Raw genomic sequence first — 7,845 nt, forward strand, 5'->3', positions numbered from 1 at the left:
AAGAGGATCAAACCACCATTGCCATGGCCGCCAGTTGGCTTGGCAGAGCGTGTCCGTTCAACCCCCATTACCAGACAATCGTTTCAAAACGTCAATCCAACTTCCGCAATCAACTCCAATCCTGTATGCCCTCTTTGAAAATTGAAGAAGAAAAGAGTTTGAACTCATTACCTCCGGTTGACCTGTTACTGCCAGATCACAACATTATTATTGAAGTTCAGGGGCCGTTTCATTACGTGAATGGTGATTTCAAAACCAGGAAAGGTTCGACTCTGCTGAAAATCGCACTGTTGCAAAAAGCAGGGTTTGAAGTCATTGAAATCCCGGTTAACCAGCTTTGTAACCAGGATTTAATGAAACCATTTATTGATCAAGTAAAGAAGAGAACAAACAGCCAGTAATCGTCTCCCTGTCATCATGACTCAGGAACCGTTTTTACAATTCAGAGTAGATGTTCTCCTCCAACCACTTGCGTTTATAAACCGTTCAGCAAAATGAACTTCTGAACAGAACCGCAGTCTGCTTTTTATATTCTCATGAATTAATGAAATATAATTATGGATAGAAGATCTGCTGGTATCAGTGGTAAATACACAAGATCAGTTAATAATTACAACCAGCCGAATAACCATGCCCCTTCTTCAGGGCGTGGGCGATATAGACATGCCACAGTCAGACCATGGGATATTCCCCCCCGCAATGCCCCGGGGCGCAATAAATTTTACCACTCTTCTGGCACACGCTCTTCTCAAAATCTACAGTGCCGTTCAGTAAACCCTGCACAAGATTTTAATGCCCTCATTAAACAGGAAATAATGGATGATCTGGTGAGTAAATCGGATCATTTCGGTCATCGCTATGATGGGAGAAATCACGGGCAATATGCCAGTTTAATTAAAAAATACACGTCAGCTGCTGAAAGACCGTTAAATCGAGCGGAACAAAGCCAGCTGATACGTTTGCTGCAAAATTTTACCGCAACACGGAGCTGGAATTGGCGAAGCCTGACGACAACACTTCACTCATTGACTTCAGCGGGTGTTTTTACCCTACATAAACCCATGGATGAGCGAGTTAAACTTACTCAGGCTAACTTATTGTCAACACTATTTGATGCAATAATATTTCACTGCAACCAAACACCTCAAGCCAGGGATATTGATGCCCAGGGTATTGCCAACCTGCTGTGGGCAATGGCAAAAATGTTGGACAACGGGCAGGAACGGACACCAGAGTTCAACGAGGCCGTTGTCGCGCTGCTGCCCCATGTGAACGCACAGAAAGACCAATTTAAGGCCCAGGGCATTGCCAACCTGCTGTGGGCCATGGCGAAGCTGGTGGACAACGGGCTGGAGCCGACACCAGGGCTCAAAGAGGCCTTAGCTGCCCTGTTGCCCCACGTGAAGGCACAGAAAGACCAATTTTGGGCCCAGGCCATTGCCAACCTGCTGTGGGCCATGGCGAAACTGGTGGACAACGAACTGGAGCAGTTACCAGGGCTCAAAGAGGCCTTAGCTGCCCTGTTGCCCCTCGTGAACGCACAGAAAAATCAACTTAATGCCCAGTGCATTGCCAACCTGCTGTGGGCCATGGCGAAACTGGTGGGCAACGAACTGGAGCCGACATCAGGGCTCAAAGAGGCCGTGGCCGCCCTGCTGCCCCTCCTGGACGCACAGAAAAACCGACTTAATGCCCAGGGCATTGCCAACCTGCTGTGGGCCTTGGCGAAACTGGTGGACAACGGGCTGGAGCAGACACCGGGGTTCAAAGAGGCCGTGGCCGCCCTGTTGCCCCTCGTGAACGCACAGAAAGACCAATTTACTCCTCAGGCTATCACCAACCTGCTGTGGGCCATGGCGAAACTGGTGGAAAATACGCAGCGGCAGACACCGGGGCTCAACGAGGCCGTGGCAGCCCTGTTGCCTCTCGTGAGCGCACAGAAAGACCAATTAATTCCTCAGCATATCGCCAACATGCTGTGGGCCATGGCGAAACTGGTGGACAATGGGCAGGAGCAGACACCAGAGTTCAAAAAGGCCGTGGCCGCCCTGTTGCCCCTCGTGAACGCACAGAAAGATCAATTTATTCCTCAGGCTGTCGCCAACCTGCTGTGGGCCATGGTGAAACTGGTGGAAAATACGCAGCAGCAGACACCAGGGCTCAACGAGGCCGTGGCCGCCCTGTTACCCCTCGTGAACGTACAGAAAGCTAACTTTAAACCAAAGGGTATCGCCAACCTGTTGTGGGCCATGGCGAAACTGGTGGACATTACGCAGGAGCGGACACCAGAACTCAACGAGGCCGTGACCGCCCTGTTGCCCCATGTGAACGCACAAAAAGACCAATTTATTGCCCAGCATGTTGCCAACCTGCTGTGGGTCATGGCGAAACTGGTGGACAATGGGCAGGAGCAGACACCAGAGTTCAACGAGGCCGTAGCCGCACTGTTGCCCTGCGTGAACGCAAAAAAAGACCAATTCAATGCCCGGGATATCGCCAACCAGCTGTGGGCCATGGCGAAACTGGTGGAAAATATGCAGCAGCAGACACCCGGGCTGAACAAGGCCGTGACCACGCTATTGCCCCACGTGAAAATACAGAAAGCTAACTTTAAACCACAGGATATCGCCAACATGCTGTGGGCCATGGCGAAACTGGTAGACAACAGGTACGAGCAGACACCAGAGTTCAACAAATCCATGGCTGCGCTGTTGACCTGCGTGATCGAACAAAAAGCTAACTTTAACCCACAGGAAATCGCCAACATGCTATGGGCCATGGCAAAACTGGTGGATAACGGGCAGGAGCAAACACCAGGGCTCTACGAGGCCGTGGCCGCGCTGTTGCACCGGGTGAAAGCACAGGAAGACCAATTTAATGCCCAGGGTATTGCCAACCTGCTGTGGTCCACGGCCAAACTGGGTGAACTCATTGAGCTGAATGTGGCTACCTCTACGTGCGAATCGCTTGTCTATCGAATCAGTAAGAACCTTCCGTTTTCTCAGGAAGAGATATCGATGTCTCTATGGGGAGTCATGGTATGCTGTGCCAGGTTGGCTCTGGTCTCCAAAACCAATAAAAGTAATGTGCTTGAAAAGCACATGGATGACCTGTTGACGCGCCTGGAAAATACCTCACCAGATAATGAAGAGGATCGATCCAACATGATCATGGCCTCAAGTTGGCTTGGCAGAGCGTGTCTGGTCGTCCGCCATTACCAGACAGCCATTTCAAAAACCCAGGCCGACTTCCGCAATCAACTCCAATCATGTATGCCCTCTTTGAAGATTGAAGAAGAAAAGAGTTTGAACTCATTGCCTCCGGTTGACCTGTTACTGCCAGATCACAACATGGTGATTGAAGTTCAGGGACCGTCTCATTACGTGGGTGGTGATTTCACAACCAGGAAGGGTTCGACTCTGCTGAAAATCGCACTGCTGCAAAAATCAGGATTTGAGGTCATTGAAATCCCGGTTAACAGGCTTTTGAACCAGGATTTAATGAAACCATTTATTGATCAAATAAAGAAGAGAACAAACAGCCAGTAATCGCCTCCCTGCCATCGTGACTCAGGAACCGTTCTCACAATTCAGAGTAGATGTTCTTCTCCAGCCACATGTGTTTATAGACAGTTCAGCAAAATGAACTTCTGAACAGAACCGCAGTCTGCTTTTTATATTTTCATGAATTGATGAAATATAATTATGGATAGAAGTTCTGCTGGTATCAGTGGTAAATACACAAGATCAGTTAATAATTACAACCAGCCGAATAACCATGCCTCTTCTTCAGGGCGTGGACGATATAGGCATGCCACAGTCAGACCATGGGATATTTCCCCCCGCACTGCACCGGGTCGCAATGAATTTTACCACTCTTCTGGCACACGCTCTTTTCAACACCTACAGTGCCGTTCAGTAAACCCTGCTCAAGATTTTAATGCCCTCATCAAACAGGAAATAATGGATGATCTGTTGAGTAAATCGGATCATTTCGGTCATCGCTATGATGGGAGAAATCACGGGCAATATGCCAGTTTAATTAAAAAATACACGTCAGCTGCTGAAAGACCTTTAAATCGAACAGAACAAAGCCAGCTGATGCGTTTGCTGCAAAATTTTACCGCAACACGGAGCTGGAATTGGCGAAGCCTGACGACAACACTTCACTCATTGACTTCAGCGGGAGTTTTTACCCTGCATCAACCCATGGATGAGCGAGTTAAACTTACTCAGTCTATCTTATTGTCAACGCTATTTGATGCAATAATATTTGACTGCAAACAAAAACCTCCAGCCAGGGATATTGATGCCCGGGGTGTCGCCAACCTGCTGTGGGCCATGGCAAAAATGTTGGACAACGGGCAGGAACGGACACCAGAGTTCAACGAGGCCGTTGTCGCGCTGTTGCCCCACGTGAACGCACAGAAAGACCAATTTAAGGCCCAGGGCATTGCCAACCTGCTGTGGGCCATGGCGAAACTGGTGGACAACGGGCTGGAGCGGACACCAGGGCTCAACGAGGCCGTGGTCGCCCTGTTGCCCCACGTGAACGTACAGAAAGACCAATTTCAGGCCCGGGCCATTGCCAACCTGCTGTGGGCCATGGCGAAACTGGTGGACAACGGGCTGGAGCGGACACCATGGCTCAAAGAGGCCTTAGCCGCCCTGTTGCCCCTCGTGAATGCACAGAAAAACCAACTTAATGCCCAGGGCATTGCCAACCTGCTGTGGGCCATGGCGAAACTGGTGGACAACGAACTGGAGCGGACACCGGGGCTCAAAGAGGCCGTGGCCGCCCTGCTGCCCCTCCTGGACGCACAGAAAAACCGACTTAATGCCCAGAACATTGCCAACCTGCTGTGGGCCATGGCGAAACTGGTGGACAACGGGCTGGAGCAGACACCTGGGTTCAAAGAGGCCGTGGCCGCTCTGTTGCCCCACGTGAACGCACAGAAAGACCAATTTATTCCTCAGCATATCGCCAACCTGCTGTGGGCCATGGCGAAACTGGTGGACAATGGCCAGGAGCAGACACCGGGGCTCAACGGGGCCGTGGCAGCCCTGTTGCCTCTCGTGAACGAACAGAAAGACCAATTTATTCCTCAACATATCGCCAACCTGCTGTGGGCCATGGCGAAACTGGTGGACAATGGGCAGGAGCAGACACCGGGTCTCAACGGGGCCGTGGCCGCCCTGTTGCCTCTCGTGAACGCACAGAAAGACCAATTTATTCCTCAGCATATCGTCAACCTGCTGTGGGCCTTAGCGAAACTGGTGGACAATGGGCAGGAACAGACACCGGGGCTCAACAGGGCCGTGGCCGCCCTGTTGCCCCTCGTGAACGCACAGAAAAACCAACTTAATGCCCAGGGAATCGCCAACCTGTTGTGGGCCATGGCGAAACTGGTGGACAACGGGCAGGAGCGGACACCAGAGCTCAACGAGGCCGTGGCCGCCTTGTTGCCCCACGTGAACGCACAAAAAGACCAATTTATTGCCCAGCATGTTGCCAACCTGCTGTGGGTCATGGCGAAACTGGTGGACAATGGGCAGGAACAGACACCAGAGTTCAACGAGGCCGTAGCCGCACTGTTGCCCTGCGTGAACGTACAAAAAGACCAATTTAATGCCCGGGATATCGCCAACCTGCTGTGGGCCATGGCGAAACTGGTGGACAACGAGCAGAAGCAGACACCCGGGCTCAACGAGGCCGTGGCCACGCTAATGCCCCACGTGAAAGTACAGAAAGCTAACTTTAAACCACAGGATATCGCCAACCTGCTGTGGGCCATGGCGAAACTGGTAGACAACAGGTACGAGCAGACACCAGAGTTCAACAAAACCGTGGCTGCGCTGTTGATCTGCGTGATCGTACAAAAAGCTAACTTTAACCCACAGGAAATCGCCAACCTGCTTTGGGCCATGGCAAAACTGGTGGATAACGGGCAGGAGCAAACACCAGGGCTCTACGAGGCCGTGGCCGCGCTGTTGCACCGGGTGAACGCACAGGAAGACCAATTTAATGCCCAGGGTATTGCCAACCTGCTGTGGTCCACGGCCAAACTGGGTGAACTCGTTGAGCTGAACGTGGCTACCTCTACGTTCGAATCGCTTGTCTATCGAATCAGTAAGAACCTTCAGTTTACTCAAAAAGAGATATCGATGTCTCTCTGGGGCGTAATGGTATGTTGTGCCAGGTTGTCTCTGGTCGCCAATGCCAATAAAAATAACGTACTTGAAAAACACATGGATGACCTGCTGACTCGCCTGGAAAATAACTCGCCATATAATGAAGAGGATCAATCCATCATGATCATGGCCTCAAGTTGGCTTGGCAGAGCGTGTCCGTTCGTCCGCCATTACCAGACAGCCATTTCAAAAACACAAGCCGACTTCCGCAATCAACTCCAATCATGTATGCCCTCTTTGAAGATTGAAGAAGAAAAGAGTTTGAACTCATTACCTCCGGTTGACCTGCTTCTGCCAGATCACAACATAGTGATTGAAGTTCAGGGACCGTCTCATTACGTGGGCGGTGATTTCAAAACCAGGAAGGGTTCGACGCTGCTGAAAATCGCACTGCTGCAGAAATCAGGATTTGAGGTCATTGAAATCCCGGTTAACAGGCTTTGGAACCAGAGTTTAATGAAACCATTTATTGATCAAATAAAGAAGAGAGCAAACAGCCAGTAATCGCCTCCCTGCCATCGTGACTCAGGAACCGTTTTCACAATTCAGAGTAGATGCTCTCCTCCAACCACTTGCGTTTATAAACCGTTCAACAAAATGAACTTCTGAACAGAACCGCAGTCTGCTTTTTATATTCTCATGAATTAATGAAATATAATTATGGATAGAAGATCTGCTGGTATCAGTGGTAAATACATAAGATCAGGTAATAATTACAACCAACCGAATAATCATGCCCCTTCTTCAGGGCGTGGACGATATAGGCATGCCACAGTCAGATCATGGGATAGTCTTCCCCGCACTGCACCGGATCGCAATGAATTTTACCATTCTTCTGGCACACGCTCTTCTCAACATCTACAGCGCCGCTCAGTAAACCATGCTCAGGATTTTAATGCGCTCATCAAACAGGAGATAATGGATGATCTGTTGAGTAAATCGGATCATTTCGGTCATCGCTATAATGGAAAAAATCACAGTCAATTTGCCAGTTCAATTAAAGAATACACGTCAGCTGCTAAAAGACCGTTAAACCGGGCAGAACAAAGCCAGCTGATACGTATGCTGCAAAACTTTACCCCAACACGGCGTTGGGATTGGCGAAGCCTGACGACAACACTTCATTCATTGACTTCAGCGGGTGTTTTTACCCCTCATTACCCCATGGATGAGCGTGTTAAGCTTACTCAAGCTCACTTATTGTCAACGCTACTGGATGCAATAATATTTAACTGCTGCCAAAAACCTCAAGCCACGAATATCGATGCCCGGGGTATCGCCAACCTGCTTTGGGCCATGGCGAAACTGGTGGACAAAGGACAGAAGCAGACAACGGAATTCAACGAGGCCGTTGTCGCGCTGTTGCCCCACGTGAGCGCAAAGAAAAACCAATTTAAGGCCCAGGGCATTGCCAACCTGCTTTGGGCCATGGCGAAACTGGTGGACAACGGGTTGGAGCAGACACCAGAGTTCAAAGAGGCCATGGGTGCCCTGTTGCCCCATGTGAACACACAGAAAGACCAATTCAATGCCCAGGGTATCGCCAACCTGCTGTGGGCCATAGCGAAACTGTCGGACAACGGGCAGAAGCGGACACCAGGGCTCAACGAGGCCGTGGCCGCCCTGTTGCCCCTCGTGAACGCACAGAAAGACC

At 50.4% G+C, this 7,845-nt stretch carries 4 protein-coding genes; all 4 read left to right on the forward strand.

All coding sequences use genetic code 11. The annotated features are described in order from the left end of the window. On the forward strand, window positions 1–401 hold a 401-nt coding region (locus ACO6UY_RS23465), incomplete at its 5' end, for an RAP domain-containing protein (protein WP_422491477.1). Window positions 402–557: 156 nt separating this feature from the next. After that, window positions 558–3,548 carry a DUF1601 domain-containing protein gene (locus ACO6UY_RS23470; protein WP_422491478.1) on the forward strand — a complete coding sequence of 997 codons (2,991 nt, stop codon included), beginning with the start codon at window positions 558–560 and terminating at the stop codon, window positions 3,546–3,548. A 156-nt stretch (window positions 3,549–3,704) separates the two neighbouring features. Then, a complete protein-coding gene (locus ACO6UY_RS23475) occupies window positions 3,705–6,695 on the forward strand; it encodes a DUF1601 domain-containing protein (protein WP_422491480.1) in 2,991 nt (996 codons plus the stop codon). A 156-nt stretch (window positions 6,696–6,851) separates the two neighbouring features. Further along, window positions 6,852–7,845 (forward strand): hypothetical protein (locus tag ACO6UY_RS23480; RefSeq protein WP_422491481.1); only part of this gene is annotated, 994 nt, incomplete at its 3' end.

The sequence above is a fragment of the Endozoicomonas sp. ALE010 genome (assembly GCF_049310165.1).
Taxonomy (GTDB): Bacteria; Pseudomonadota; Gammaproteobacteria; order Pseudomonadales; family Endozoicomonadaceae; genus Endozoicomonas.